Genomic DNA, 25,632 nt, shown 5'->3' with positions numbered 1-25,632 from the left:
ACGACGGGGCGAGTACGACGGGGCGGGTACGACGGGGCCAGTACGACGGGAGGCGGGCTCGGGTTCGGCTCGAGTGTGGCTCGGGTTCGGCTCGGGTGTGGCTCGGCTGCGGGATCGACTGCGGGCTCGGGCTCGGCCTCGGGCTCGGCCTCGGGTTTGGCCTCGGGCTCGATCGCGTCCGTTAGCCGTGCGTTAGTGGATCGCCAAGGGGCCGGGGCAGGCTGGGGGTCAAGATCGACCGACCGCCAGCCCGAGCCACTTCACCAGCCCGAGCCAGTTCAAGGGGGCTACCCATATGTCCTTCACCAGCACCTACGGACGCCACCGGGTCCGCCGCGCCGTCGTCGCCTCCGTCATCGCCGCGGCGGCCATCGGCCTGACGGCGACCGTCAGCGACGCCGCGCCCGCGCCCGACCACGCGTCGGCAGCGGGGGCCCACCGCGTCACCACCGTCAGCCCCGAGGGCGCCGACGCCACCGGCGTCAGCGGTACGTGGCGGGGCACCCTCAAGTACCTCGCGCCCGGCAAGGTGACCGTGGCCCCCAAGTCCGGTATGGAGCAGGGCTTCCACGTCGGGCCGCACACCAAGGTGCTCGGCGCTGCGGCCATCTGCGGTGGCCCCGATGGCAACGTCACCATCGACAGCAAGGGCGACGGCACCACGCCGTGCACCCTCAAGCAGCTCATGAAGGCCGCGAAGACGGACGCCGTCAAGGTCCGCGCCACCGTGAAGAACGGCGTCGCCACCACGATCGCCGAGCACTACCACCCGTGACCGGGGGCCGTACGGGCCACAGTGCCCCGCGGTCGGCCCCGCCGCCCCCGGCGGTCAGTCCCGCCCGCGCCGCTTCTTGACCACTTGGCGCGCCCCGTACGCCACCGGCGGCACGATGAGCAGCCAGTACCAGGACCCGGTGAGGACCATCAGCACCACCGCGATGACGCCGGCCGCCGGGAACATCCCGTAGACGGCCGCGGCCGCAGCCCCGCTGAGCTTCGCGGGCGCCGCCCCGCCCTGCCCCCGCGCCGCCGGAGAGCTGTCCCCGGCCCCACTGGCCTCGTCCAGCCCGTCGAGCCCGTCGAGCCCGCCGGCCCGCGTCGCCGGAGCCAACGGAGCCGACGCCTGGTCGGCCGTCCGGGCCGGAAGGCCCGGCTCCGCCGCCGCGTCGAAGGCGGGGCGCGGCTGCGGCAAGTCGTCGAAGAGCCCCAGCAGTTCGTCACGGGAGGCGGCGGAGCGGGCCTTGTCCGAACGGGCTTCGAACTCCGCGTCCGTGAGCCGCCCCTCCACCACGTGCTCGGTCAACGCCTCGATCGCCTGGTCCCGCTCCCGCGTACTGGCCCGTACGCCCGGCAGACTCCCCACTGGAACACTCACCCCTCGCCTAGTTCCACCTGCGGAAACCGCCTGTCGGCGATCTCCTCGGCCGTCCAGCGTACGCGGGCCGCGGCGAGGCGCCAGGGGTCCGCCGCGCCCGCTCCGAGATGCCGATCACAATAGGGCGGGGGGTGGTCGACGCACGCGGCCTTCCCCGCGTTCACCAGGTGCGACACCCCTACGGAGGAGACAGACATGGCCGATCGCCCGACCGATGAGGAGATCCTGCGGGCCGTCCGCAGGGTCCTTGAGCTTGAGGACCGCCACGACCGCCTGGCGGCGCGCGTGACCGAGCTCCGGGTACCGGCCGACGAAGCGGAACTGGCCGAACGCGACCGCACCGGCGACCAGATGGCCAAGGTCGCCGAAGCGCTCGTCATCGAGTCCATCCAGGCGCTGGAGGAGATCGGCATGGTGATGGCGGCCCAGGCCGTCGAGGCCATGGCCGCCGCCGAGGGCATCCCCATGGACTCCGGCCTCCCGCCCCACGAGGAGCCCCCGCTCTTCTGACATCCGGCACGGCGGTCGGGCAGTGGGTGGTGCGAGGGAGCAGGCGGTACGGGAGAGCGGTCGGTACGGGCACGAGTACGGATACGTGCCGGAGGCCCGTACGGGCAGCATGGCCGTACGAGCGGGGCGCCGGTCCGTACGAACGGGGCTTCGGCCCGTACGAACGGGGCTTCGGCCCGTACGAGCGGGGCTTCGGGCCCGTACGAGCAGCACGGCCGTACAAGCGAGGCTCCGGACCGTACGAGCGAGGCTTCGGCCCGTACAAGCAGCACGGCCGTACGAGCGGGACTCCGGCCCGTACGAATGGGACTCCGGACCGTACGAGCGGGGCTTCGGGCCGCGGGCCGGTGTCGACCGGCCCGCGGCCCGGCGGAAGGGGCGGCACGGGGGAACCGCCCCTGGTTCAAAGGGGACCGGCCGCCTCGGCAACCCGGCCCCCTCGGCGGCCCGGCCCCCTCGGCGGCCCGGCCGCCTCAGGGGCTGGCCGGGTCGAAGCCGTAGTGCGGGAAGCCGCCGTCGCCGCCGCGGTGGTCGCGGCGGTAGACGTACAGGGCCTGTACGCGCCAGGCGGCGTCGCCCCCGTCGGCGTCCTGTTCGGCCGGGCACTGCCGGACGACCTGGACGACGCTCGGCCGCCCGGCGACCTGGATGCGGGTGCCGTCCGCCGGGCCGCCGCGCAGTACGGCCGTCTCCCAGGCCGACGCGTCCGCGGGCCCGTCCAGCACCGCCGCCTCCCACACCATCGTGATCTCCCACCCGTCATGTACGGCCGCGCGAACGGCCATTTATGGCCGCGCGTACGGCCATCTACGGCCGCGCGTACGGCTCGGCGCCCATGCACGCGCATCCGCGCGCATTGACCGGCATCCGCGCGCATCCACCCGCATCGGCGAGCAGCCGTGCGCGCCCACGCACCGCCAAGCCTACGCTTCAATAATTGCGCAAGTGAGAAAACCGGCTGAATTCCGCTGCTCGGACCCGGTCCGCGGAGCCCTCACGCGCTCAGCCGCGCCGACGGCTGAACATCCGCCGCACCGCGCGCACGATCAGCCAGATCACCAGCACCACCACCAGGATGATGACGATGACCAGCACCAGCAGGAAGATGCCGAGCTTCTTGAAGAACCCGGCTTTCTTCTTCTTGGGCTTCTCGGCGGAGGCCAGGGCGACCTGCGCGGACGGCGCGGCAGCGACCGAGGCCGCGGAGGCGGCGGAGCCGGTGGAACCGGTGGAGCCGGCCGAAGTGCCCGAGGCCGCAGAAGCACCCTTGGCACCCGAGGCCGCAGAAGTGCCCTCGGCGGCCGCCGTCCGCTGCCCCGCGGATACGGCCAGGGCCTGATGGACCGGCGCGGCGGACGCGGCCGCCGGGGCGCCCGCCACCAGCGCGCCGAGCAGCAACGCCAGCACCGCGACCGCCCGGCCCCGCCGCCCGGCGGGCGCCGAAGCCGCTATGCGGGCCTCGCGCCGACCCTCATCGCACCGTCGTACCGTGTTCACTGGCGTCCTCGCATCTCATTCGATTCGTTCCGGCTCCGATGTTCCGCACCGCACTGCCGGCGCCCGGAGCGCGTCCATTATGAGCGCGGAACGCGCACCTCCCGCTCGTACGGCGTCGTGCGACCCTGCCGAATCAGCCGCTCCATGACCGCTGTTCGGGGGCGGCGTACGGGCTCGCATCGCGAGCCGGCACCGTCCGGTCCGCCGCCCACTTGGCAGCCGATATGCCGTATGCGACGCTCCGTCCTGAACGGACCCGAGGCGCGCCCCGGCCCGCACACCCCCGGCCCGCACGCCCCCTTCGCGCACGCCCCCTTCGCGTACGGACCGAGGAGACCCGGCATGACCACCGACCGCACCAGTTCCGCACCCGGCCCCAACTCCGGCCCAGGCCCCGACCCCGAGCACAGCAACAACCACAACCACCCCCTCGACCCCACCCTCTACCGCTCCCCGGCGGATGCCGTGGCCGGGCCGCGGGAGAAGCTGGCGTATGTGGTGGGGTTCGACCGCTCGGCGCGGCGCCCGGACGCGCTGTTCGTCCTGGACACCGATCCCGGCTCGGCCTCGTACGGCCGGGTCACGCACATGACCGAGGTGCCCGGCCTCGGCGACGAGTTGCACCACTTCGGCTGGAACGCCTGCTCCAGCGCGCTGGCGCACGAGGGCCACCACGCCCCTGAGCGCCGTTATCTGCTCGCGCCAGGGTTGCGTTCCTCGCGGCTGCATGTCTTCGACACGCACCCGGACCCGGCCCGGCCGCGCCTGGTGAAGGTCGTGGAGGCGGCCGAACTCGCCGCGAAGGCTGGCTATTCGCGCCCGCACACCCTGCACTGCGGCCCCGACGGCGTCTTCCTCTCCTGCCTCGGCGGCGCCGGCGGCGCGGACGGGCCCGGCGGCGTGGCGCTCCTCGACCACGAGACCTTCGAGGTGCGGCGCGCGTGGGAGAGCGACCGCGGGCCGCAGCGCCTCGCGTACGACGTGTGGTGGCACCTGGCCCACAACACGGCCGTGACGAGCGAGTGGGGCACCCCCTCGATGATCGAGAACGGCGTCGACCCGGATCTGCTGCTCGGTCGCGGCTACGGCCACGCCCTGCACTTCTGGGACCTGGACACCGGCCGCCACCGCCACCGGGTGGACCTGGGCGACGAGCACCAGATGGTGCTGGAACTCCGCCCGGCCCACGACCCGCGGGCCACGTGGGGGTTCGCGGGGGTGGTCGTGAGCGTCGCGGACCTGTCGGCGTCGGTGTGGCTGTGGCACCGCGAGGGCGAGGAGTACACGGCCCGCAAGGTCATCACCCTGCCCGCCGAACCCGCCAAGACCGAAGAGCTTCCCCCGGCCCTCCAGCCGTTCGGCGCGGTGCCGCCGCTCGTTACCGACATCAACCTGTCGGTCGACGACCGCTGGCTGTACGTATCGGCGTGGGGCACCGGCGAACTCCTCCAGTACGACGTCGGCGACCCCTTCCACCCCCGCCGCACCGCGTCCGTACGCCTCGGCGGCATCACGGGCAGGCGCCCGCACCCCGCCGCCCCGCAGACCCCGCTCACCGGCGGCCCCCAAATGGTCGAACTCAGCCGCGACGGCCGCCGGGTGTACCTGACCAACTCCCTCTACGGCTCCTGGGACGACCAGTTCTACCCCGACGGTATCGACCCCTGGCTCATCAAACTCGACGCGGACCCCGAACGCGGCGGCCTCCGCGTCGACGAGCGATTCTTCCCGCACGGCGAGGAGTTCCGGGGCCTGCGCGTGCACCAGACGCATCTGGAGGGAGGCGACGCGTCGTCGGACTCGTACTGCTATCCGTGAAGTCGAGGCCGTGGGCGGGAACTACCCTGAGGGGACGCAACACACGGTGCCGGTGCCGGTGCCCGTACCGGCGCTGGTGCTGGCACTGGCACAGGCACTGGCACTGGCACCCAGAGAAGGCGACGAGACGTGACGCGACCTCTCAGGGAGACCCGGGCCCGCCGGGACCCGCAGCATTCGCAGGGACCGCAGGACTTGCGGAATCCACAGGAGCCGCAGGACTTGCGGAATCCGCAGGCGCCGTGGGGCCTGCGGGGTTCGCCGGAGCCGCGGGACCTGCGGAGTTTGCCGGGCCAGCCGGCTCTCCGGGCGGTGATAGCCGAGGACAGCCTGCTGCTGCGGGAAGGGCTCGCGGGGGTGCTCACGCGCTTCGGCCACGAGGTGACGGCGGCGGTGGGGGACGCGGACTCACTGCTGTCGGCCGTCGCCGAGACGCGTCCGGACATCGTGGTCACGGACGTACGAATGCCGCCGACCCAGACCGACGAGGGGCTGCGGGCGGCGCTCGACCTGCGCCGCGCCACGCCGGGGCTGCCGGTGCTGGTGCTCAGCCAGTACATCCAGCGCACGTACGCGGCCGAACTGCTCGACTCTTCGGACGGGGTGGCCGTCGGCTATCTGCTCAAGGAGCGGATCGGCAAGCTGGAAGAGTTCATCGACGCGCTCCACCGCGTCGCGGCCGGCGGCACGGTGGTCGACCCCGCCGTCGTACGCCAGTTGCTCAGCCACCGCCGCGACCCGCTGACCCGCCTCACGCCCCGCGAACGCGAAGTCCTCGCCCTCATCGCCGAAGGCCACTCCAACACCACCATCGCCCGCACCCTCGTCGTGAGCGAAGCGGCCGTCAGCAAGCACATCAGCAGCATCTTCAGCAAACTCGACCTCCCCCCGACAGCCGACGGCCACCGCCGCGTACTGGCGGTACTGGCGTATCTGCGTGACTGAGGGCCGGTAGACAGCACCTACGACGTCGGTAGACACTGTCTACGCCGCACTGGTAGACAGTGTCTATGACTGATGAGCGTGAGAGCGGCCTTCGTGAGCGGTTGATCGATGTCGGGGTGGAGCTCGTACTCGACGAGGGCTCCGCGTCCGTAGGACTGAGGGAGATCGCCCGGCGGGCGGGGGTGTCGCACGGGGCGCCGCGGCGGTACTTCCCCACGCATGACGCGCTGCTATCGGCCATTGCCCGGCGCGGCTTCGAGGACCTCGGAGCCCGGTTCGAGGCGGCGGTCGCCGGGGCCGGGACGCCGCGCGGCCAGGTGGAAGCGCTCGCGCACGCGTATGTCGGGTACGCGCTGGAGCGGCGCGGCATGTTCGAGCTGATGTTCCGGCACGACCTGCTCGACAGCACGGGGCAGGCAACGGACCAGCCCGCACTGCGCGAGTCGACCCTCCCGCTGTTCGGGCGCCTTACGGAACTCGTCGCCCGTTGCCGTTCGGAGCGGGGTGGCGCACAAGGCGCCGACGGGTCGGATGCCGCCGCACCGCCACCGGCCGTAACCGCTGCCGCCCTGTGGTCGAACCTGCACGGCATCGCGCAGTTGTGGGCCTGGGGGAGCCTGCAACTCGCCTTCGCTGGTGGAGGGTTGGCCGGGAACGACGCCGGTGACGGCCATCGAGAGCGGCTCATTACGGCGGTTCTGGACGCCCATCTTGGGGGGGTGGGGGTGCTTGGGGCGGCTGGGGCGGTCGGGGCATTCGGGGCGGCCGGGTTGCTGGGGGCGCTTGGGCCGTCCGGGGCGCTCGGGCAGTCCGGGGCGCTTGGGCCGTCCGGGGCGCTCGGGCCGTCCGGGCAGTCCGGGCCGTCCGGGCCGCTTGGGCCTTCCGGGGCGCTCGGGCCTTCCGGGGCGCTCGGGTCGCTCGGGTCGGCGGCGCCGTGACCGCGCCCGTACGGCGACGGCTCGCCCTGCTGGTCAGCGTGGCCGGGGCGATGCTCGTCGCGTTGGACGGCACCATCCTGCTCGTAGCGCAGCCCAGCATGCAGCGCGACCTCGACGCGAGCATGGCGCAGATCCAGTGGACGAGCACCGGCTATCTGGTCGCGGTGGCCGCGCTGCTCGTCATCGCCGGGCGCCTCGGGGACCGGTACGGGCACCAGCGCCTGCTGCTCATCGGCGTCCTCGGCTTCGGGTCCGCCTCCGCCGGCATCGCGCTCGCGCCGAACGTCGGCTGGGTGATCGCCCTGCGCGCGGCGCAGGGCGCGTTCGGCGCGCTCCTCCAGCCGGCGACGCTCGCGCTGCTGCGGCTGGCATATCCCGCGGACCGCCTCGGCACGCCCATCGCCATCCGCACTAGCGCTATCGCGGTGGCGGCGGGTTCCGGGCCGATCCTCGGCGGGTTGCTCGTGGCGCACCTGGGCTGGCGCGCCGTGTTCTGGGTCAACGTGCCCGTGGCGCTCGCCCTCGCCGCCGCCGCCGTCGCCCTCCCCACTCTCGTCGGCATGCGTACGCCGACACCGACACCGACACGCACACCGACGCCAACACCCGCACCGAGGCCAACCCCCGCGCCCACACCCACACCCACACCCACACCCGAACGTACCGGCTCCCCGCGGCTGAACCTCACCGGCGCGGGCCTGCTCGCGATCGCCCTCGCGGTCCTGGTACACGCCTTGGCCGGAGTGCCCGCGCGCGGCTGGACCGCCACGCCGACGCTGCTCGAACTCCTCGCGGCCGCCGTCATCGCAACAGCGCTGATCCGGCACGAACGCCGCACCGCGCAGCCGATCATTCCGCCAGCCGTGGCGCGCTCCGCGCCGGTGACAGCGTCGATGGCGATGCTGCTGGTCACCACGGCCGGCCTGTTCGGCGCGCTGTTCAGGGCCACGTTCTATCTCCAGGACACCCTCCGCCTCGACCCGCTCGCCAGCGGTCTGCGCGTACTCCCGATGACCGCCCTCATGGTCCTCGGCGCGCCGGCCGCGGGGGCCGCACTGCGCCGGTACGGGGCCCGCCACACCGCGATCACCGGCTCGGCCCTCGTCGTGGCCGGCATCGCGGGGCTCTCCCGCCTCGGCCCGACCGCCCCGTGGCCGGCCATGTCCGCGGCCTTCGCCGTCATCGGCGCCGGGTTCGCCACCGTGATGGTCACCGCCACCGGAACCGTCGTCGGCGACGCCCCGCCCGGCTACGCCGGGGTCGTCGGCGGGCTCAAACAGACCGCCGTGAACATCGGCCCGACCCTCGGCATCGCCGTAGCGGCCGGCACCACCGGCTCCGCCGCGCCCACGATGAGCCCCACCCCGCTACACCTGGCCGCCCTCGCCGCCCTCGGCCTGCTGCCCGCGTCACGGCTGCCGGGGCGTCTGGCCCGTGCGGCCCGCCCGGCCCGCCCGGCCCGCCCGGCCCGTCGTGGAACAGGCGAAACGACGGCAACGCGGCAACCAACCCCTGATCGACGCACGGCCAGTTGAAAGTCCACTGTTGGGCCTCCACCAAGGTCGGCCAGCTTCTGTCTCTCGGCTAGCTTCTGTCTCTCGGTTAGCTTCTGACCATGGTCGACGACTGGCGGACAGATCGAATCGGAAGCGCCCTACGCGGCGAAAACCCCACAGTCCTACGGCGCCTGGACGCAGGCTTCGCGGCGATCGGCGACGTGCAGTTCCTGCCGGGCTACTCCGTTCTCCTAGTAGACGACACCGGGGTAGAAAGGCTCTCGGACCTCCGTAAGGAAAAGCGGCTGGCCTTTCTCGCGGACATGGACCAACTCGGCGAAGCGGTCGAACGAGCCTCCCGCCGCACAGACGCGGCCTTCCGTCGGATCAACCTCGAAATCCTCGGCAACACCGACGGCTTCCTCCACGCCCACATATGGCCCCGCTACGACTGGGAACCCCCCGATCTGGTCCACATGCCGGTATGGCTCTACCCCCACACCAAGTGGACCGCCCCCCAACACATCCTCGGCCCCCAACACACCCCACTACGCGAGGCAATCGCAGAGGAACTGGACCGGCTGCGCTCGGCAGCGTGAGGGCGGGGGTTTGAGCACAGCACCGTAAAGGGCGAACAACCATCGAAGAGTTGAGCCCCACGGGGAAGTGCTGAGGGCACCATCGACGTTGCGGGCATTGCCCCGTACGAACGTGAAACCAGCTACGGCGCACATAGGCAGGCCCACTGCGGCGGGGGCGAAGGGGGCAGTGGTCGAGTGCGGACGGGGCCGGGCCTGGTGCCAAGGAAAGCTCCGCTGCGCTCCGCCGCCGGTTACTGGTAATTACTGGTGAGGGGACTGACGCGCGGGTGCGGGTTCGGGCCCAAGCCAGCGACGGTGATGCTGGTGCTGAGTTGGGGGTCGGCTTGCTGGCTACAGCTCGGTGGGGGCGAGCGTCACGGATCGTCGCTGAGTGGGGCGGTATTGCGCCCGGTTGGCTGCGGCTTTCGTCTCGGACCCTCCGGGTCCAAAGCGCTGGCAGCGGCAGGGGGAGGGGGCCGGCCTGAGGTCCGGTTCGCTGCCCGCCGGCCGGTGGGTGCCTGGGGTCAGAGAGGGCTCGCTGCGCTTCGCCGCTGGCTGCTGCCGCGAAGCGGTCGTTGTGCTTGTTCGACTGCGGAGTTCGGGGAGTCGCGGCCCAAGGATTCAAGGGCGACGGCCGAGTGCGACTTGAGGCTGGGTCGCTGAATGCGGGTGGACGACGCCTGAGGTTAAGGCACACTCCGCTGCGCTACGCGGCTATCTGGTTGAGCACGGGGCCGACAAAGCGGAGGCGCTGCGCCCTGCTGCCGCGTGGGACGGTACTGCGCCCGGCCAAGCGCGGCTTTCGTCTCGGACCCTTCGGACCCACAGCGGAGCATGGGAGGGGTGCGGGGGAGGCTGAGGTCGGTTGGCCCACTGCGGGTAGGGGGTGTGGCTGGCGCGCGCGGCTGTGCTGCGGTTTGCGGTCCAAGCCAGCGGGGGCGGGGGGTGGGTCGGGGCTGGTTTGCGGCCTGCGGCTCGGGGGGGGGGGGGTGTCACGGACGGTCGCTGGGTGGGGCGGTATTGCGCCCGGTTGGCTGCGGCTTTCGTCTCGGACCCTCCGGGTCCAAGGCGCTGGCAGCGGCGGGGGGGAGGGGGCCGGGCTGCGGTCCGGTTCGCTGCCTGCGGGTGAGTTTGTGTCTGAGGTCAAAGAGGGCTCGCTGCGCTTCGCCGCTGGCTGCTGCCGCGAAGTGGCCGAGGCCAGATCGTCGGGTGCGGCCCGGGGCGAAGTGCGGACCTATGATCCACGACGATTCGGCAGGGGGCGGCGCGCTGCGCTGCGCCGGGGGACGCTGGCCGTTCGGGTGCTGTTTCCGCCCGTAAGGCAGGGGTCTGAGGGTGGGGAAACCCCCTCCGCCGCTCAACGTGCCCGATATGCCCGGCCTGGGACGTTGAACGGGCAACCGGGTGGGGTTACCGCCCAATCCCATGCCCGAAAAGGCGCTTTTGCCGGGCGGCAATCACACCCTACCTACGGGTAGCCACCAAGGCCCGGCGCAACGCCCCGGCAATAGCCCGCGCCCAGGCCGGAAGGTTGAGCAGACAACTGGGGGGCCTACAGTCCGATTTCGCGTCCGAAAAGGCGCGTTTGTCGGGTGGTAGCGCAACCCTACCTACGAGTACGAGCCTCCCGGCCGCACTCGGAGGGCGGAGCGCAGCGGAGCCGTCCTTGACCTTGACCGCCGCCACACCCGCAGCGGGCGAACCGGCCCGCTGCCCCCAATGCTCCGCTGTGCGTCCGAAGGGCCACGCCGCGCAGCGCACCGCCCGCTGTCAACTCTCGTGGATCACAGGCGCGCGACCCTCCTCGAGCCGCACCCGACGAACCGGCCACGGCCACTTCGCGGCAGCAGCCAGCGGCGAAGCGCAGCGAGCCCTCTCTAACCCCAGACACCCACCGGCCGACGGGCAGCGAACCGGACCTCAGCCCGGCCCCCTCCCCCCGCCGCTGCTAGCGCCTTGGACCCGGAGGGTCCGAGACGAAAGCCGCAGCCAACCGGGCGCAATACCGCCCCACCCAGCGACCGTCCGTGACACCCACCCCCACCCGAGCCGCAGGCCGCAAACCAGCCCCACCCCGAGACCGCCGCCGGCATGAGCCTCAAGCCACGCCACACCCGCACTCTGCAACCTTCGGCGCAGCGCAGCGGAGCCCATCCTCAACCCCCGCCGTCCTTGAATCCTTGGGCCGCAAGACCCCAAGACGCCACGCCCGAACAAGCACAACCACCACCTCGCGGCAGCAGCCAGCGGCGAAGCGCAGCGAGCCCTCTCTGACCCCAGGCACCCACTGGCCGGCGGGCAGCGAACCGGCACCAGCTCGGCCCCCTCCCCGCGCCGCTGCCAGCGCCTTGGACCCGGAGGGTCCGAGACGAAAGCCGCAGCCAACCGAGCGCAATACCGCCCCACCCAGCGACGATCAGTGACGCCCACCCCCACCCCTCACGGCCGCAAGACGATGCGGCCGAAGGCTTCGCCTGTGTCCATCTTGTGGTGGGCCAGGGGGGCTTGGGCTAGGGGGAGGACGTCGTGGATGACGGGGCGGAGCTCGCCGCGGGTGACGGCGGCGAATTGTTCGGCGCGTACGGTGCGGCGGTCTGTGATCGGGACGGTGTCGGCGCTGAAGGTGGCGAAGGTGAGGGACTGCTGGAAGGCGGCGATGAGCTTCATGCCGAAGTCGGCCGGCGGGGCGCCCGCGACGATGCCGATGGCTACCAGGCGGCCGTTGGGGGTGAGCTTGTCGAAGAACGACGGCATGTCCGGGCCAGTGACGATGTCGATGATGACGTCGTAACGCTCCGGAGCGTCATCGCCCACACCCTCGCGGTCGACCTCACCCGCGCGGTCCAGTACGTGCGTCGCGCCCAGTTCGCGCAGCCTGGCCCCGCGCTCGCGCGACGAGGTCGTCACCGCCACCGCGCCGGCCCCCCGCAGCGCGGCGAGTTGGACCAGGAGGGTGCCCAGGCTGCCGCCCGCCCCGCGGATGAGCACCTTCTCGCCAGGCGCGAGGTGGGCGTGGGAGAGGGCGAAGTGAGTCGTCACCCCGGAGGTCCCCACCGTTACCGCGTCGTCAGCGGACAGGGCGTCGGGGATCGCCATGACCTCCTCGATCGGTACGGCCACCTGCTCGGCGTATGCGCCGGACAGCCCCGTGAACCCCCACGCGCGCCGGCCGATCCACGCCGCGTCCACGCCTCCCCCAACCGCCGTCACGGTCCCCGCCACCTCGCTGCCGGGGATGAGACCTTCCTTGAAGCCGTACGAGGCCATGGCACCGCTCCGGATCACCGCGTCCACGCCGCCCACGCCGATCGCCTCGGTCGCGATCAGCACCTCACCCTCGGCCGGCACCGGCACCGGCCGGTCCACGAGCGCCAAACCCTCCGGACTCCCGTACTTCCTAATCTCCACCGCCTTCATGGTCGTGTTCATGGTGATGGTCCTGTTCGTGTTCGTGTCCGGGGTCATGGTCGTCTCCAGTCCTCTTCGCAGTCCTCTTCAGCAGTCCTCCGCCACCGGCCTCCGCCGCCGGCCCCCGCCCCGCGACAGCCCAACGGGCGCCCCTCTACAGCACCCCTCTACGGCGCCCCTGTACGGCACCCCTCTACGGCGCCCCGCTACGGCAGCCCTCCACAGCGGCCCTCCACCACGCCCAGCCGGCGCTCCCCGCCTCTCCTCCGGACGCTAACGGACGCCCCCGTCCACTTGGCTAAAGTGAGAAAGGTGACCGACGAATTGCCTCACAACCGCCGACCCGCGCTCCGCTCCGACGCACAGGACAACCGCGCGCGCATCCTCGCCGCCGCCCGCGCGCTCTTCGCCGCGGACGGGCTGCGCGTGTCGATGCGCGAGGTCGCCCGGCACGCGGGGGTCGGTCCCGCCACGCTCTACCGGCGGTTTCCGACGAAGCAGGCGCTGGTCGACGCGGCCTTCGCGAACGAGCGACGGGCCTGTCACGCCATCGTGGACGAAGGGCGCGCCGAGGCGGAGACGGACCCCTGGCGCGGTCTCTGCCTCGTCATCGAGAAGGTCTGCGAGGTGAACGCGCTCAACCACGGGTTCACCGAGGCGTTCTTGTTCGCCCACCCCGACTCGCCGGAGTTCATCGCCAGTCGTACGTACACGGTCAACGCGATCGCCGGACTGGCCCGCCGCGCCAAGGAGGCGGGCCGGCTGCGCGCCGACTTCGTACTGGACGACCTGCTCATCATGCTCATGGCAAACCAGGGCATCCGCGCCGCGTCGCCCGCCGACCGGGTCGCCGCCTCCCGCCGCTTCGCCGCCCTCATCATCCAAGCGATCCAGGCCTCCGGAGAACGCTCCCCCCTACCTCCCGCCCCCCGGCTCGCCACCGCGGCCCTCCTCAAGAACCAGAAGCTCTAGCACCACCCGCTACCCCGTCCCCAACCGGTATCTCCACCCGTACCAGCGTCGGCCCGCCCGCCGGGCTGGAGATCAGCAACCGGCCGTCGACCACCGCAAGCCGGTCCGCGAGCCCCAGCAGGCCCGTGCCCTCGGCGGGGTCCGCGCCGCCCGCGCCGTTGTCCTCGACGCGCACCACGAGCCGGCCGTCGACGAGCCCGCCGCGTACCGTCGCGCGGTCGGCGCCGCTGTGCTTGGCGACGTTCGCCAGTACCTCGCAGATCGCGAAGTACGCGGTGGTCTCCACCGCCTGCGGCAGCCGGCCCGGAAGTTCCTCGAAGGCCACGTCCACCGGGACCGGCGACCGGTCCGCCACGTCGTGCACCGCGCTCGGCAGCCCCCGGTCGGTGAGGACCTGCGGGTGGATGCCCTGGATGAGTTCGCGCAGCTCTTCCAAGGCCAGCCCCGCCTGGGCCTGGGCCTTCGCGAGCAGGGCCGCGGCCTCCGCGCCCTCCGACATCGCGGCCAGCCCCAGCAGCATCGTGAGCGCCACCAGCCGCTGCTGCGCACCGTCGTGGAGGTCGCGTTCGATACGGCGGCGCTCCGCGTCGAAGGCGTCCACCAGCCGCGCCCGCGACCGGCTGACCTCCAGCAGCCGCTGCGCGAACTCCGCTTCCCGCCGCCCCAGCACCAACCGCGTCAGCTCCGCGCGGCACCCGGCCACCACGCCCGTCAGATACGCCCCGGCGGGCAGCCACACCACCCCGAGCAGCCCGGCCGCCGCCGCCTGCGGAAGGGAGGAGATCTCCCAGCCCGGCAGCAGTCGCACCTGCCCGTTGACGCCCGCCGCCACGGACCCCGCCTCGTACAGCACTCCTACGGGCAGCAGCAGGCCGATGGCCAGAGCCGCCAGGTCGACCGGCCACAACAGCAGGCAGAAGACGAAGAGGTACCCCAACTCCCGCCAAGTGACGGGCTCGCCGAGCCGGGTACGGGCCCACGCCACGAAGCCGGGGCGCGCCAAGGCCGGGTGCGGATCGCGCACCGCCGTGCCGCCCAGCAGCCGGACCCGGTGCCGCTCCAACGCCCCCATCGGCACCCCGGCCAGACAGATCGCGGCGAGCAGCGGGAGGCCGATCAGCAGCACGGACAGCACCGTTCCGACCAGGATCAGGGTTACGAGCAGCCCGAACGCGCCCGCCCCGCACACCGCCCCCGCCGCCAGGTACGCGGCCGACCGCCACGGCCACCGCGTCCGCACATAGCCCCGGCGGCGCAGCGCCCACCACAACTCCTGCTGTCCACCCGGCGCATCGCCCCCCGCCGACTGCCCCCGCTCTATCTGCCCGCCCCGCGCATCGCCCGCCGCCGATCGCTCCCGCTCCATCGCCGAAACGATACGGACCGTCGCGTACGGCGTCCTTCGCCCCTGCCCCCGTACCGGGGTAGAACAGGCTCTACCCCCCACTGGCCGACGGCCCCTCCCACAACCCCCAACCGCCCCTCCGACGGGACCCTCCGACGCCCCCGACCGCCCCCCGGTAGTGCCTGCCCTACCCCCAAGAGTCGCCCCCGCGGTAGTGCGACGGTCGGCCCCCGCCGGTTGTCTGATGGCTATGAACGCCAACGAACCGGTACAGCTTCTCTCCGTGTCAAGGAGTTACGGCACCGGGCCGAACTCCGTCACCGCCCTCGACGACGTCACCCTGACCATCCCTCAAGGCTCGTTCACCGCCGTCATGGGCCCCTCCGGGTCGGGGAAGTCGACGCTCCTCCAGTGCGCCGCGGGCCTCGACCGGCCCACGGGCGGGCGGGTGGTCCTCGCCGGTACGGACCTGACCGGGCTGAACGAGACCGCGCTCACCCTCCTCCGCCGCGACCGCGTCGGCTTCGTCTTCCAGTCCTTCAACCTGCTGCCGTCGCTGACGGCCGAGCAGAACGTCGCCCTCCCGCTGCGGCTGGCCGGCCGCAGGCCCTCCGGCGCCGAACTCCGGGACGTACTGGCGGCGGTCGGCCTCGCCGAACGCGCCCGGCACCTGCCCGGTGCGCTCTCCGGCGGCCAGCAACAGCGCGTGGCGATCGCCCGCGCCCTGATCACCCGCCCCCAGGTGCTCTTCGCCGACGAGCCCACCGGCGCGCTGGACACCAACACCTCCCGCGAACTCCTCGCGATGCTGCGGGACATGGTCGACGACGGGCTGACCATCGTGATGGTCACGCACGATCCGGTGGCGGCCTCGTACGCGCATCAGGTGATCTTCCTCCAGGACGGGCGCGTCACCAGCCGCCTCGAAGCGCCGACGGCCGAAGAGGTGGCGAACCGGATGACCCGGATGACCCGAATGACCGATACGGCCGGCCGTACGCCCCATCCAGAGACTGCGGGATGCTGAGCACCGGCCTCCGGCCCCCCGGCCGCCCGGGGAGGGCGACCAAGGCCGCCGAACCCACCGACACGGGCATGTCGAGGATCGCCTGGCGCACCCTGCGCACCAGATGGGGCGCGTTCCTCGGGCCCTTCATCGCGCTCATGCTCGGGGTGGCCCTGCTGGCCACCATGGGTCTCGTACTCGCCGCCACCGCGACCACCACCGGCCCACCGAGCACCGGGCCCGGCCCCGACCAAGCCCCCGGCCGCTTCGCCGCCGCCCCCGTGGTCGTACGGGGCAACCCGACCCTCACCGTGCCCGACCCCTGGGGCGGCCGGAACAAGGAGGCCCTCGCAGAACCGCGCGGCCTGTCCGACACACTCGTCGCGAAAGCCCGTACGGCCGAGCCCGCCGGGCCAGCCGACCCAGCCGAACCAGCCGGACCCGCCGAACCCGCCGGGCCAACCGGGCCAACCGGGCCAACCGGGCCAACCGGGCCAACCGGGCCCGCCGGACCAGCCGGACCAGCCGAACCAACCAGGCCAGCCGGGCGTACGGTCCTGGACCGCAGCTTCCCCGTCCACCTCGCCGACGGCCCCCGCCGGCAGGTCGGCCACGCCTGGTCGGCGGCGGCCTTCGCCCCGTACCGGCTGGCCGCCGGGCGCCCGCCCGCCGCCGACGACGAGATGGTCGTCGGCGGCTTCGGCACCGCGAGGCCGGGCGACAAGGTGACCGTGCTGACCCGTGAGCGGGCGCGTTCCTACACCGTCTCCGGCGTCACGGCCCCGGTCTCCTTCGAACACGCCCTCTTCTTCAGCGAGCGGGAGGCCGCCCGCCTCTCCCCGCGCGTCGACGCGCTCGTCTCGTACGCCCGTCCCGAGGCGGTACGCGCGGCGGTCGGCGACGGGGTCCAGGTCCTCACCGGCGACGCCCGCCGCGCCGCCGATCCCCGCGCGAAGGAGGACGCCGACGCGGTCGTCGGCGTGAGCAGCCTGCTCGGCCTGGCCGCCGGCGTCGCCGCCTTCGTCTCCGTCTGCGTCATCGCCTCGACCTTCTCCTACTCCGTCGTCCAGCGCCGCCGCGAACTCGCCCTGCTGCGACTGGCCGGCGCCACCTCGCGCCAGGTGCGGCGGCTGGTGCTGAGCGAGGCGAAGATCGTCGGCGTCGCCGGCTCCGCCGCCGGCTGCGCCCTGAGCCTCCTCGGCGCGCCGCTGCTCGCCGACTGGCTGGTCGGCCACGGGATCGCGCCGGAGTGGTTCTCCGCGCCGCTGTCCTGGGAATCGGCCCTGCTCCTCGTCGCCGCCTTCGCGCTGGGTGTGCTGCTCGCCTGGCTCGGCGCCGGCGTCTCGGCCCTCCGCGCGGGACGGGTCCGGCCGCTGGAGGCGCTGCACGAGAGCGAGAACGACGGTGAGAACGACGGCGCGAACGGCAGCGAGAACGGCAGCGAAGACGCGAGTGCGGCCCAACGCCCGGCCATCCCCCTGGCCCGGCGGCTGGCCGGGCTGGCCGTCCTGGTCTGCGCCCTCGCGCTGCTGGCCGCCGCGCCACTGCTGCCCCCGCTGTACTGGGCCGGGCTCACCACCCTGGCCGCCCCGGCCCTGATCCTCGCCTGCACGCTGCTGTCGCCGCTGGTCATCCCCCTCATCACCCGGCTCGTCACCGCCTGGCCGGCCCGCGGTCGCGGCGCCGGCGCCATGCTCGTACAGGCCGCGGCCCTGACCTCGATCCGCCGCACCGCCGCCACCGCCGCGCCGGTGCTCATCACGGTCGGGCTGGCCTGTTCGCTGTGGAGCACCTCGGGGTCGATCCAGACGGCCCGTTCCAGGGAGGTCGGACAGCAGGTGCGCGACGCCGACCTGGTCGTCACCCCTGGGTCCGCGCCCGGGCTCAGCCGCGCCACCGTGGACAAGGTCCGCGCGGTGCCCGGCGTGGACGCGGCGGCCACCACGCCGACGACGGTCTTCACCGTCCCCGGCCCCGACCCGCTCCTCTACCCGGCCGGCGCCCCGCTGCTGCCCTACCCCGCGCGGGCCGTCACCCCCGCCGAACTGGCCGCCGTGCTGACACTCCCGGTGGTCTCCGGCAGCCTCGCGGACTTCGCCGACGACCGGACGATCGTCGTCGACGAGTCCTGGCACCGCGCCGCCGGCGACAAGGTCACGGTGTGGCTGGCCGACGGCCGCGAGGTCTCGCTGCGCGTGGCGGCGGTGCTCAGGGCCGGGCTGGGCGATGGCGGCGTCTTCGTCAGCTCCCGCTACGCCGGTACGCGCCTCCCCGACGCCCTCTACGTCAAGCCGCGGCCCGGCGCCGACCCGGCGACGGTCCGCGCGGCGGTCGAGGCGGCGGCCGACGACGGGTTCGCGGAGGCGGTGCCGCGCGAGCGGTGGACGGCGCGCGTGGACGCCCGTAAAGCGGCGGAGACCCGGCTGGCCCTCCTGTTCATCGGCGGCATCGCGGTCCTCTACACCGGCGTCGCCATCGCCAACACCCTGGTCATGTCCACCCGCCACCGCGCCCGCGAACTCGCCCTGCTGCGCCTCTCCGGGCTGACGCCCGCCCAGGTACTGCGGGTGGTGGCGGCCGAGGCGCTGCTGGTGGTCGCGGTGGGCCTGGTCCTGGCCGCGGGCGTGGCCGCGCTCAGCCTGGGCGGCCTGTGGATCGCACTCCAGCAGATCGTCAGCGGAACGCCGGTCGTGGTACCGGCCGGGCCGGTCGCGGGGACCGCGGCGGCCTGCGCGCTCATCGCCCTGCTCGCCACGGTCGCCCCGGCCTGGCACACGCTGCGGACACCGGCGGTGCGGATGGTCTCGGCGGGGGGCTGACCCCGGCGGGGGGCTGACCCCGGCAGGGGCTGAGAGAAGCGGACCAGCGAAAGCGAAGGCCAAGAGGCGACGGCCCAGCGAAGACGGCCCGGCAAAGATGGCCCAGCGCAGCCAGCCCGGCGAAGACGGCCCAGCGCAGCCAGCCCGGCGAAAGAGAAAGAAGAAAAAAGGGGGAGAAAAGAAGGACGGGGGAAGCGGCATCGGGGGGACAAGCCGCTTCCCCCGATGAGGACACGGTCTCCAAGTCCAGGCCGCGCTCAGGGGGGAAGCGCGCGGCCGGACCCCGCAGTGAGGCCCATGTCCCTTGCCCACGGATTCCTGCCAGATCCGCTGGGCTCCCCTCTATCCTCCGCCCTTCGGGGAGCGGAGCCAGCGGGCAAAGGGCCCCGTTCATCGGGCCTTTGGTCCTTAAAGATGACATCAACGCACGGATGCGGACCGACGACTCGTCCATATGTGTGGATAGACTCGCGCGAGACAGAGGGGACAGCCGGGGAGGCAGTGCAGCATGGCGCAAGCGAGGAAGATAATCCTCATCATCGTTGTCATCTTTGTGCTGTACACGATCATCACCTCCCCGCCCCGGGCCGCCGAACTGGTCCAGATGGGCTTCCAGGCCATCTCGGACGCCGCGCACAGCGTGGGCGAGTTCATGACCCAGCTCATCAAGTGACCTGGTCGAGGAGGAGACGGCCTCCTCGTACGACCGGCTCCGCGCCGTCCACAGGGAGACATCCGCGTGCTACGCCACCTGGTCCTGTTCAAGCTCAATGAGGGCGTCACGCGCGACGACCCGCGCGTGGTCGCGGGCGCGCGCGCCTTCGAGGAGCTGGGCGGGCTCATCCCCGACCTGCGTTCCTGGGAGTGCGGCTGGAACGTCGCCGACCGCCCCATCGCGTACGACTTCGCCATCAACTCCTCTGTCGAAGACGCCGAGGCGCTCCAGCGCTATCTGGAGCACCCGGCGCACCAGGCGGGCGTCGCGCTGTGGAAGGAATTCTCGACCTGGGTGATGGCCGACTACCCGTTCTGACGGGCCGGCCGGGCCACCGGGCCCCGTGCTCTCGGACTGCTGTCCGAGAGCACGGGGCCTTTTCCGTGCCTCCGCCGCCGGAAGACGGGCCCACCCGACGGACCAACCTACGGACCACTCGGCGGACCACCTACGACCCACCCAACGGACCAACCCGCGGATCAGCCGACAGGCCGACAAACAAACCAACTAACGAACCAACACGTCGTTATTGGGTGCTTGCACACAGTGCACATGTCTTGTGATGCTATGACCGCTTTTGACGGATACGGAGAACCTGAGGGGAAGGGGTGGCGTGAGGATGTCGGCCCGCACCGCGCCCGGAACGCCGCTCCAGAGCCGGAGCGGCGCCGACGGCGAGCCCGCGACCGGGAGCCGTACGGCGGCGCGCCCGGGCCGGGAGACAGCGGCCGAGAGCCGTGAAGCGCCCCTCGAAGGCAGGGAGGAAGAGCCGACGGAAGACCAGGAGGGGGAGGAGGGGGAGAACGAGCAGGCACAGGGGAACGAGCCGAAGCAGGCGCAGGCCCAAGAACAAGCACCGGAGCAACCACAAGCACCGGAACCGACACCGGCACAGGCAGAGGAACAGGCACCGGCACAGACAGAGGCACAGGCAGAGGAACAGGAACAGGTCCCCCCGCCCGAGAGCCCCACTCACCGCCGGGAGCGGCGCGGCGCCGATGCCCGCGCGCTGACGCAGGTCCTGTTCAAGGAGATCGCCGACCTGGAGCCGGGGACCAGCGAGCACGCGCGCGTACGGGCCGCCCTGATCGAGGCCAACCTGCCGCTGGTGCGGTACGCGGCGGCGAGGTTCCGCAGCCGTAACGAGCCGATGGAGGACGTGGTCCAGGTCGGCACGATCGGTCTGATCAACGCCATCGACCGGTTCGACCCCGACCGCGGGGTGCAGTTCCCGACGTTCGCGATGCCGACCGTCGTCGGCGAGATCAAGCGGTACTTCCGCGACAACGTCCGTACGGTCCATGTGCCGCGCCGCCTCCACGAGCTGTGGGTGCAGGTCAACGGCGCGACCGAGGATCTGACCGTGCTGCACGGCCGCTCCCCGACGACCGCCGAGATCGCCGAACGGCTCAAGCTGACCGAGGAGGACGTGCTCGCGTGCATCGAGGCGGGCCGCTCGTACCACGCCACCTCGCTGGAGGCGGCGCAGGAGGGCGACGGGCTGCCGGGCCTTCTCGACCGGCTGGGGTACGAGGACCCGGCGCTCGCCGGAGTCGAACACCGCGACCTCGTCCGCCACCTTCTCGTACAGCTACCGGAGCGCGAGCAGCGAATCCTGCTGCTGCGGTACTACAACAACCTGACGCAGTCCCAGATCAGTGTGGAGCTCGGGGTTTCGCAGATGCACGTGTCCCGGCTGCTCTCGCGCAGCTTCGCACGCCTGCGTTCCGCAAATCGGATCGAGGCGTAATCAACGCGAGGGACCCCCGCCCCACCCCTTCGGGGCGGATAAGTCGACTTGGCGCTACAGCGCGTTGCCGACATGTGACATTCTGCTGGAACCGCGTTTGCCACAGCGCCGCCTCCGGTATTCAGGTGGAGGCTGCACTCCTCGTACGGACTGGGTACGAGGGAGCTGCCGGCAACCCGTCCGCGACCTCAAGGGGGTGGCATGTCCGTAGAACTGGGCAGCTCGAAGGTGCTCCTCACCAAAGACGCACCACACGATGTGCTTGACGACTGCGACGCCATCGACACTCGCACCCTCTCCCGCGCCCTCTTCCTGCGGCTCGCCACGCTTGCCAAGGACAGCGCGGAGCGTACGTACGTACGCGACACCCTCATCGAACTGAACCTGCCGCTCGTGCGGTACGCGGCGGCCCGGTTCCGCAGCCGCAACGAGCCGATGGAGGACATCGTCCAGGTCGGCACGATCGGTCTCATCAAGGCGATCGATCGTTTCGACTGCGAACGCGGCGTGGAATTCCCGACCTTCGCCATGCCGACCGTCGTCGGCGAGATCAAACGCTTCTTCCGCGACACCAGTTGGTCCGTGCGGGTCCCCAGGCGGCTCCAGGAGCTGCGCCTCGCCCTCACCAAGGCCAGCGACGAGCTGTCGCAGAAGCTCGACCGCTCCCCGACCGTGCCCGAACTGGCCATGTGCCTGGGCGTGTCCGAGGAGGACGTGGTCGACGGCCTGGCGGTGGGCAACGCGTACACCGCGAGTTCGCTGGACTCCCCCTCCGCCGAGGAGGACGGCGGCGAGGGCTCGCTGGCCGACCGGCTCGGTTATGAGGACTCCGCGCTGGAGGGCGTCGAGTACCGCGAGTCGCTCAAGCCGCTGCTGGCCAAACTCCCGCCGCGGGAGCGGCAGATCATCATGCTGCGCTTCTTCGCCAATATGACGCAGTCGCAGATCGGCGAGGAGGTCGGCATCTCGCAGATGCACGTCTCCCGGCTGCTCACCCGCACCCTGGCGACGCTGCGCGAAGGGCTCATCGCCGACTGAACGGGCCGGGCCGGGCCGATCGGCTCGGCACCGCCGTACGCGAGGCGGCGCCTCACCCGCCCAGGCGACTGAGGCCGCGCCCCACCGGTCCGTAACGCGCCCCGCCGCACCGCGCCCGGGATACGTCCGTACGACGCCCGCGACGCCATGCGGGGCGGCATCACCCCCGTACATTCCCGTACATCACCTATACAGCTGACGTCCCGTCAGCCACACTGGCCCGATGCGACGGACGACGATCGGCTCCGCCTCGGCGACGGCGCTCTGCCTCGGCGTACTGCTCACCGGCTGCGGCAGCGGCAGCCGCGACGGCTATGTCGCGGCCGAAGCGGCGGGCCCCGCCGGCAACCACGCCCCGGGCACGGCCGTACCGCCGAAGGACGGTGTGGACCTCGTACCACTGGACGGAGCGGGCAGCGGCAGCCCGACCCCCGGTTCGAGCGCGAGCGCGGGCGACAAATCCGGCACGGACGGCAGGACCACCCGCACGCCCCGCGCCCCTGGCTCTCCCAGCGGGAGCGGGAGTACGAGCGCGGGCACATCCTCCGCCTCCGCCGGTACGGGCCCGGGCACGGGCAGCCGTACGGGCGACCCCTCGGCGCAGGCACCCGGCGCGGGTACGAGCAGGGGCAGGGGTACGGACAAGGGCCCCGGCACCGGGAACGGCCCCGGCACCCCGCAGAGGCCGAACCCCCCAGGCACTCCGGGCACCACCCCGCCCGGCTCCCCGAAGCCCCCCACTCCATCGCCCTCGCCGGCAGCGCTGACCGTAAGCGCTCCGAAGCGCACCCCGGCCGACCACCGCTGGTGCGAACAGGTGACCGTCACCTTCACCAACACCGGCGGCCGGCCCGTGACCAAGGGCATCGTCACCTTCGAAACCCACGTCATCGGGGCCCTCGGCGTCGACTGGGCGACCATCAAGCAGACCCGCCCCCTGCCCGCCCCCATCACGGCGGGACAGCGGAAGGAACAGACCTGGCCCATCTGCGTGGACGCGTGGCGCGTCCCGCTGGGCATGCACATCGAGACGCGGGACGTCACGGCGCGGTGGAAGTGAGGGACGGGGCGGAGGGGAATACCGGTTCGGCCCGGACCTATGAGGCGGATGGGGCGGCGGTCTCCGCCACCTGCGCTCTATGAGGCAGGGGCGGGGGCCTCCGCCTCCTCTGCTTCCTCCGCGGCCTCCGCGGCCTCCACGGCCTGGAGCACGCTGCCGACGACCGCCGGGAACCGTTGGAGCGCGTCCTCGCGCAGCGAGACGAAACAGCGGGTGCCCTCGAGGCGGTGGTAAGTCAGGCCCGCCTCGCGCAGCGTCTTCATGTGATGGCTCACGGTCGACGGCCCGACGCCGAGGTCGAAGTCCTCGCGCGGGTGCTCGCCGCGGTCCGCGAGCACCGCGATGATCCGCAGCCGCACGGGGTCGCCCAGCGCCGACAGGACTCGGGCGAGCGTCGTGTCCTTGAGGTCGGGGTGATGTAGCTGACGGGGCATGGCCTTGAGTCTAAACGCACCGGGACTTATCGTCGATAATCGACGAACATCGATTAAAGAGATGGAGAGCCCGAGTGGAATTCCTGGTACGCATCGACGTCACCCGCGTCTACGAGCTGCCCGCGGACGAGCAGGCGGACCTGATCAGGCGCGAGCGCGAGCGGGGCCGCGAGCTGATGGCCGAGGGCGTACTGCGCCAGATCTGGTCGGTGCCCGGCAAGCGCGCCAACATCGGCCTGTGGTCCGCGGCCGACGCGGACGCCCTGGTGGAGGCGTTCAACAGCCTGCCCATCCGGCCGTACGCCGACTTCGACGTGACGGCACTGGCCACCCACGCCCTGACGGCGGAGGCCAAGGCCGCCTAGGCCAGGGCTGCCTAGGCCAGGGCCGCGGGGCCCTGGCAGAAGCGAGCAGGGCAAGGGGGCCGAGGCCCGACTGACGACTACTCCCGCACTCCTACTCCTGCAAACCGGGGTGTTGCAACGCTCCGCGCTGCCGGCCGCCCGGCAGGAGTTCCCGGAGGGGCGGGCCGCCGCGGAAGCACCACAGCGCGATGACCGGGTCGCAGATCGCGCAGCCCAGGGACGAGTCGTGCGCGAAGGGCAGGATCGGGCTTCCCTTCAGGTGGTGGACGATGTCCCAGGCGGTGTGCAGCAGCCAGCCGACGCCGATGAACGTCCAGGACGTGAGCCCTCGGTAGGCGACGTACAACATCAGCGCCCCGAAGGGCAGTTCCCAGACGCCCATGCCGCCGCCCGAGAAGTACACGCCTCCGGCCCCGGCGATCGCGAGGGCGTTCAAGGGCTGGCGGTGCTGTTCGGGGACGAGCGACAGCGACAGCACGACGACGAGGCCGATAGCGACCGGCATGACGTAGGGGAGAAGGCCGGCAATGTTCATGCGGCCGACGCTATGCGGGCTCTGGGGCTCGCCCCAGTGGCGAGAGTGACAGTTTCCAACGGTTTCTCGCCAGCGGGCCGGGTGGCGGCCCACCGCTCCCCCCGGTGCGGTTTCTCGCCACCCGGCCCTGACTCGGGGGCCGTCAGGAGAGTCGAGTATCGGCGTACGCGTCGATGGCGGCTCGCTGGTAGGCGGCCAGGCCGGGCGCGATCGCTTCGTACACCGCCTGCCAGTGCTCGTTCTCCACGCAGGTACGGCCGATCGCGCGGTATTCCTCGGCGGTGGCCGCCCGGCTACGGGCCAGTGTCCGGTACTGGGCGTCGACCTCGGCCTGCACGGCGTCGGCGCCGGCGGGCACCCCGACGGCCAGCAGTTCGGCGAGCCGGACCATCTGCGCCGTACGCTCCCGCTCGTCGGCCTCGCGCTCGGCCTCGCTCAACGCCGAGGCACGTCCCTCGACGGCCCCCACCAGCTCCGGGAAGCCGTGCAGGACCTTCATGCACTGGGCGGACCGTACGCCTTCGAACAGGTTCTCCGGCCGGCTGATAGTGATCATGTCTGTGCCTTCCTTCCTGGACTGCTCCAGTTCGTTGATCGTGCGGGTCACGACGCCGGCGAGGGCGTTCAGCCGGTCCCGCTCGGCGAGCAGCCGGCGGCGGTGCCCCCGCAGGGCCTCCACCTCGTCGACCTGGGCGGCCAGAATCTGGGCGATCTCGGCCAGCCCCAGCCCCAACTCCCGCAACACAAGAACCTGCTGCAACCGCAACAGTTGACGCTCCTCGTAGTAACGGCGCCCATTGGCCCCGACCCACGCCGGCGGCACCAACCCGATCTCGCCGTAATGCCGCAGTGCCCGGGCCGTAACCCCCGACATCCGAGCCACATCCCCGATCACCCAAGCCACCGCCACCACCACCGCCCCCGCCCAACAACCCCCACGGGCCCCGAACCCGCCTGGCCCTGCCCAAAACGCTAGAGCCTTCCCCTACGACAGCTTCAACCCCACGTCCGAGGCCCGCTATTGA

The 25,632-nt window shown here is 72.2% G+C and carries 23 protein-coding genes and 1 pseudogene; 16 read left to right on the top strand and 8 right to left on the bottom strand.

Going from position 1 to position 25,632, the window contains the following annotated elements:
- Positions 1-295: 295 nt before the first annotated feature.
- A complete protein-coding gene (locus IF55_RS35960) occupies positions 296-775 on the top strand; it encodes a hypothetical protein (protein ID WP_030892119.1) in 480 nt (159 codons plus the stop codon).
- Between the two features lie 54 nt (positions 776-829).
- Here the strand turns inward: IF55_RS35960 and IF55_RS39710 are convergent, their stop codons facing one another.
- A complete protein-coding gene (locus IF55_RS39710) occupies positions 830-1,375 on the bottom strand; it encodes a DUF1707 SHOCT-like domain-containing protein (protein ID WP_106980344.1) in 546 nt (181 codons plus the stop codon).
- Between the two features lie 195 nt (positions 1,376-1,570).
- Here IF55_RS39710 and IF55_RS09915 point away from each other — a divergent pair, with 195 nt between their 5' ends.
- Positions 1,571-1,885 carry a hypothetical protein gene (locus IF55_RS09915; protein WP_030892111.1) on the top strand — a complete coding sequence of 105 codons (315 nt, stop codon included), beginning with the start codon at positions 1,571-1,573 and terminating at the stop codon, positions 1,883-1,885.
- A gap of 473 nt (positions 1,886-2,358) precedes the next feature.
- Here IF55_RS09915 and IF55_RS09910 read toward each other — a convergent pair whose 3' ends face one another.
- Positions 2,359-2,670: a hypothetical protein gene (locus IF55_RS09910; protein WP_425428517.1), complete on the bottom strand. Its 312-nt coding sequence runs from the start codon at positions 2,668-2,670 to the stop codon at positions 2,359-2,361.
- Positions 2,671-2,887: 217 nt separating this feature from the next.
- Positions 2,888-3,382, bottom strand: coding sequence for a hypothetical protein (locus IF55_RS09905; protein ID WP_030892105.1), 495 nt, complete (start codon positions 3,380-3,382; stop codon positions 2,888-2,890).
- Between the two features lie 231 nt (positions 3,383-3,613).
- Between IF55_RS09905 and IF55_RS09900 the strand changes: the two genes are divergently transcribed.
- The 5 genes and pseudogenes from IF55_RS09900 (at position 3,614) to IF55_RS09880 (ending at position 9,178) form a co-directional block, all read left to right on the top strand.
- The gene (locus tag IF55_RS09900) at positions 3,614-5,200 is read left to right on the top strand and encodes a selenium-binding family protein (RefSeq protein WP_245661129.1); all 1,587 of its coding nucleotides are present in this window, start codon (positions 3,614-3,616) and stop codon (positions 5,198-5,200) included.
- A gap of 312 nt (positions 5,201-5,512) precedes the next feature.
- Positions 5,513-6,145: a LuxR C-terminal-related transcriptional regulator gene (locus IF55_RS09895; protein ID WP_030892100.1), complete on the top strand. Its 633-nt coding sequence runs from the start codon at positions 5,513-5,515 to the stop codon at positions 6,143-6,145.
- A 65-nt stretch (positions 6,146-6,210) separates the two neighbouring features.
- A pseudogene (locus IF55_RS36960) lies at positions 6,211-6,867 on the top strand (TetR/AcrR family transcriptional regulator); the annotation flags it as partial.
- Between the two features lie 266 nt (positions 6,868-7,133).
- Positions 7,134-8,618, top strand: coding sequence for an MFS transporter (locus IF55_RS36955; protein ID WP_078644038.1), 1,485 nt, complete (start codon positions 7,134-7,136; stop codon positions 8,616-8,618).
- An 80-nt stretch (positions 8,619-8,698) separates the two neighbouring features.
- A complete protein-coding gene (locus IF55_RS09880) occupies positions 8,699-9,178 on the top strand; it encodes an HIT family protein (RefSeq protein ID WP_030892091.1) in 480 nt (159 codons plus the stop codon).
- 2,421 nt (positions 9,179-11,599) lie between these two features.
- Here the strand turns inward: IF55_RS09880 and IF55_RS09875 are convergent.
- The gene (locus tag IF55_RS09875) at positions 11,600-12,577 is read right to left on the bottom strand and encodes a zinc-binding dehydrogenase (RefSeq protein WP_030892797.1); all 978 of its coding nucleotides are present in this window, start codon (positions 12,575-12,577) and stop codon (positions 11,600-11,602) included.
- Between the two features lie 303 nt (positions 12,578-12,880).
- Between IF55_RS09875 and IF55_RS09870 the strand changes: the two genes are divergently transcribed.
- Complete coding sequence (locus IF55_RS09870; protein WP_030892799.1) at positions 12,881-13,540, top strand: TetR/AcrR family transcriptional regulator; 660 nt, start codon at positions 12,881-12,883, stop codon at positions 13,538-13,540.
- Here IF55_RS09870 and IF55_RS09865 read toward each other — a convergent pair.
- Positions 13,521-14,906: a sensor histidine kinase gene (locus tag IF55_RS09865; RefSeq protein WP_078644009.1), complete on the bottom strand. Its 1,386-nt coding sequence runs from the start codon at positions 14,904-14,906 to the stop codon at positions 13,521-13,523. The two genes, IF55_RS09870 and IF55_RS09865, sit on opposite strands and share 20 nt — an antisense overlap.
- A gap of 229 nt (positions 14,907-15,135) precedes the next feature.
- Between IF55_RS09865 and IF55_RS09860 the strand changes: the two genes are divergently transcribed.
- The 7 genes from IF55_RS09860 to IF55_RS09835 all read left to right on the top strand — a co-directional run bounded on the left by IF55_RS09860 (position 15,136) and on the right by IF55_RS09835 (position 23,273).
- A complete protein-coding gene (locus IF55_RS09860; RefSeq protein ID WP_048831813.1) occupies positions 15,136-15,912 on the top strand; it encodes an ABC transporter ATP-binding protein in 777 nt (258 codons plus the stop codon).
- The gene (locus IF55_RS09855) at positions 15,906-18,710 is read left to right on the top strand and encodes an ABC transporter permease (protein WP_048831812.1); all 2,805 of its coding nucleotides are present in this window, start codon (positions 15,906-15,908) and stop codon (positions 18,708-18,710) included. Before IF55_RS09860 ends, IF55_RS09855 begins: the two co-directional genes overlap by 7 nt.
- 508 nt (positions 18,711-19,218) lie before the next feature.
- Positions 19,219-19,383 (top strand): hypothetical protein, encoded by a 165-nt coding sequence (locus IF55_RS39705; protein WP_169767194.1) that lies wholly within the window; start codon positions 19,219-19,221, stop codon positions 19,381-19,383.
- Between the two features lie 66 nt (positions 19,384-19,449).
- A complete protein-coding gene (locus tag IF55_RS09850) occupies positions 19,450-19,743 on the top strand; it encodes a Dabb family protein (RefSeq protein ID WP_030892808.1) in 294 nt (97 codons plus the stop codon).
- A gap of 301 nt (positions 19,744-20,044) precedes the next feature.
- Positions 20,045-21,175: an RNA polymerase sigma factor SigF gene (locus IF55_RS09845; protein WP_245661128.1), complete on the top strand. Its 1,131-nt coding sequence runs from the start codon at positions 20,045-20,047 to the stop codon at positions 21,173-21,175.
- Between the two features lie 201 nt (positions 21,176-21,376).
- Positions 21,377-22,213 carry an RNA polymerase sigma factor SigF gene (locus IF55_RS09840; protein WP_030892813.1) on the top strand — a complete coding sequence of 279 codons (837 nt, stop codon included), beginning with the start codon at positions 21,377-21,379 and terminating at the stop codon, positions 22,211-22,213.
- 223 nt (positions 22,214-22,436) lie between these two features.
- Complete coding sequence (locus IF55_RS09835; protein ID WP_030892814.1) at positions 22,437-23,273, top strand: hypothetical protein; 837 nt, start codon at positions 22,437-22,439, stop codon at positions 23,271-23,273.
- A 77-nt stretch (positions 23,274-23,350) separates the two neighbouring features.
- Here IF55_RS09835 and IF55_RS09830 read toward each other — a convergent pair whose 3' ends face one another.
- Positions 23,351-23,707 carry an ArsR/SmtB family transcription factor gene (locus tag IF55_RS09830; RefSeq protein WP_048831811.1) on the bottom strand — a complete coding sequence of 119 codons (357 nt, stop codon included), beginning with the start codon at positions 23,705-23,707 and terminating at the stop codon, positions 23,351-23,353.
- 74 nt (positions 23,708-23,781) lie between these two features.
- On the opposite strand from IF55_RS09830, the gene IF55_RS09825 reads away from it, so the two are divergent.
- On the top strand, positions 23,782-24,072 hold the full coding sequence (locus IF55_RS09825) for a muconolactone Delta-isomerase (protein ID WP_030892816.1): 291 nt from the start codon (positions 23,782-23,784) through the stop codon (positions 24,070-24,072).
- A gap of 91 nt (positions 24,073-24,163) precedes the next feature.
- Here IF55_RS09825 and IF55_RS09820 read toward each other — a convergent pair whose 3' ends face one another.
- Positions 24,164-24,607 (bottom strand): DUF6010 family protein, encoded by a 444-nt coding sequence (locus tag IF55_RS09820; protein WP_030892817.1) that lies wholly within the window; start codon positions 24,605-24,607, stop codon positions 24,164-24,166.
- A gap of 142 nt (positions 24,608-24,749) precedes the next feature.
- Positions 24,750-25,511, bottom strand: a complete 762-nt coding sequence (locus IF55_RS09815) for a MerR family transcriptional regulator (RefSeq protein WP_030892818.1) — start codon at positions 25,509-25,511, stop codon at positions 24,750-24,752.
- Between the last annotated feature and the right edge of the window lie 121 nt (positions 25,512-25,632).

The organism is Streptomyces varsoviensis, from assembly GCF_000718635.1.
Classification (GTDB): domain Bacteria; phylum Actinomycetota; class Actinomycetes; order Streptomycetales; family Streptomycetaceae; genus Streptomyces; species Streptomyces varsoviensis.
The sequence above is the reverse complement of the archived record's forward strand: the minus strand, read 5'-3'. Positions and strand labels throughout refer to the sequence as shown.